Origin of the sequence: Candidatus Magnetobacterium casense (assembly GCF_019173545.1) — a bacterium.
Lineage (GTDB): Bacteria > Nitrospirota > Thermodesulfovibrionia > Thermodesulfovibrionales > Magnetobacteriaceae > Magnetobacterium > Magnetobacterium cryptolimnobacter.
Genome location: NZ_JABXWD010000464.1, coordinates 1 through 2413, shown reverse-complemented (window position 1 = coordinate 2413; position 2413 = coordinate 1). Strand labels below are relative to the sequence as shown.

The 2413-nt window shown below is 53.4% G+C and carries 2 protein-coding genes; one reads left to right on the top strand and one right to left on the bottom strand.

What is annotated here, in order from left to right; all coding sequences use genetic code 11:
* Positions 1-193: 193 nt before the first annotated feature.
* The gene (locus HWQ67_RS16390) at positions 194-619 is read left to right on the top strand and encodes a response regulator transcription factor (RefSeq protein WP_218253760.1); all 426 of its coding nucleotides are present in this window, start codon (positions 194-196) and stop codon (positions 617-619) included.
* Here the strand turns inward: HWQ67_RS16390 and HWQ67_RS16385 are convergent.
* Positions 609-2413 (bottom strand): GNAT family N-acetyltransferase (locus HWQ67_RS16385; RefSeq protein ID WP_218253759.1); only part of this gene is annotated, 1805 nt, incomplete at its 5' end. The two genes, HWQ67_RS16390 and HWQ67_RS16385, sit on opposite strands and share 11 nt — an antisense overlap.

Sequence of the window (2413 nt, the reverse complement as noted above, 5' to 3'; positions counted from 1 at the left end):
TATGTTTATTATACCTGAAATTAATCTGAAAAGCAATTTACGTAATTGTTTTTTGGGGGATATAGCAGATTTATATTTGAATGGGTCTCCTAAAACATTTGTGAGGGCTAAAAAAAACACCCCTGAAAAATTTATGCATCCGAGGCAATTGGGGGCATTTTATTATTCTTATGATATGTGCTATAATATTATCATGGGTTGTGAGATAGATACGGGGTTGTTAAAGAAAGAGATAACGGTGCTCTGCGTTGAGGACGAGCTTATCATAATGGAGAGTCTGAGGCTTGTGCTCAAACGTCGGTTCGATCGGATTTACATGGCCTCAAATGGAGAGAAAGGACTTGCGTTGTTCAAAAAACATGACATAGACATCGTAATAACCGACATCCTGATGCCCGTAATGGATGGCCTCGAAATGGTCCGAAATATCCTGGAGCTAAAACCCAACACGCCTGTCGTCGCACTGAGTGCAATCAACGATGGCCCGCTTATGAGACGGGTCAAGGAGCTTGGCATCAAGCGGCACATCATAAAGCCATTCAGCGATGAGGAGTTCTTTGCGCTCATCTATGATGCAGCCATGGAGGCCTACCAATTGCGAGGTCAAGCTACCGCTTAAATGCCATCCTGATGGCGTACATGTCATCATCGGGGTGCATTTCCGTGTCAAAGTCCATGCCCTCAAACAACCTGATCATTGAGCGGTTGTGTGCGAGCGTCTCTGCCGTAAAGCCCAGCAGGCCCTGTTGCCTGGCTATAACGCTCAGGTGGTCCAGCAATACCCGCCCAATCCCCTTGCCCTGATAATCATCCCTAATGACGAATGCCACCTCGGCAAAGTGGGTGTTGCCGTTGACCTCATACTGGCCCATGCCGACGACAAACTCGCCTGTCTCTGCCAAGTGTATCCCCTGGGGGAGTACGGCAAGGAGAATCACCCGCCTGACGTAATCCGCCGTCAGATACTTCTGCAACCGCTCATGCGGCATGTCCTTCCGGACGGATATAAACCGCCTGTATAGGGTTTCGTCGGAGAGTTTGTAAAAAAAATCCTTCAACAGTGCCTCATCGCTGATCCGCACCGGACGCAGGAGGACGTCAATCCCCTTGGAGGTGGTCCTGCGCACCTGAAGTTGTCCCTGTTCCAGCGCCCTGGCCGTGTGGATGTAGACCTGGTCCTGGTAGATGATGTTGAGCGCCCTGGCCTCTTCGATCAGTTGTGCCCGGAAGTTCGGATGGGCAATGGCAATCAGTTCCATGGCACGTTGCCGGATGTTTTTCCCGTAGAGGTAGGCGATTCCGTACTCGGTGACGACGTAGTGGACGTCGCCACGGTTGAGCGTGACCCCGGCTCCCTCATTCAGAAACGGAACAATCCTCGATATCTGCCCCTCTTGTGCCGTGGACTGGAGGGTCAGGATGGTCTTGCCGTTTTTGGCCATGATCGCCCCGCGCATAAAGTCTGCCTGTCCGCCGATGCCGCTGTAGAACACCCGCCCGATGGATTCGGCAGATGCCTGACCGGTGAGGTCTATTTGCAGGGCGCTGTTGATGGCCGTCATGTTGTCGTGGCGGGCGATGACCATTGGGTCATTGGTGTAGTCGATGGTGCGAAACTCAACGACGGGGTTGTCGTTTAGAAACTCGTAGGTCAAGTCGCTGCCCATGCAGAAGGAGGCCACGGTCTTGTAGTGATTGAGGGTCTTTTTTGAGTTGTCTATGACGCCATGTTGTATCAGCTGCACCAGACCGTCGGAGAGGAGTTCCGTGTGTACGCCGAGGTGTTTTTTACCGGCGAGGTTGACCAGAACTGCATTGGGGATGCTGCCGTAGCCCACCTGTATGGTGTCGCCGTCTTGTACCAGGGCGCTGACGTACCTGCCAATTGCCTGCACGATGTCATCCTCGGCATCGGACTTGTACTGTAGGAGGGGTTCGTCGGCGGGGATGACAAAGTCAACGTCCCTGATGTGTATGAAACCGTCGCCGTGTATCCTGGGCATGTTGGCGTTGACCTGGGCGATGACAAGTCTGGCCGATTCCACGGCGGCCTTGACGATATCGACGCTTATGCCGAGGCTCAGAAAGCCGTGTCTGTCCATGTGGGAGGTCTGAACGAGCGCAACGTCAATGGGGACGAGCCTCCGGTAGAAGAGTTTGGGCGTTTGGGACAAAAACACGGGCGTATAATCGGCCAGGCCGGTATTGACGGCATTGCGTGTGTTGTTGCCGACAAAGAACGAGTTGTGTCGGAAGTTGGCCTTGAACTTCTCATCGGCATAGGGGGCCACGCCGAGGCTCCAGACCTGAAACAGCTCGGTGTCAAAGAACGCCTTGGGGTGTCCCCCGACGTAGCCGACAAAGGCCCGCAGCAGGTGCTGAGGCTCTCCGCAACCGGTGCCGATAAATATCC

Bases quoted from the DNA above. Each gene is read 5' to 3' on its own strand.
- HWQ67_RS16390 (WP_218253760.1), top strand. From the start codon at position 194: ATGGGTTGTGAGATAGATACGGGGTTGTTAAAGAAAGAGATAACGGTG.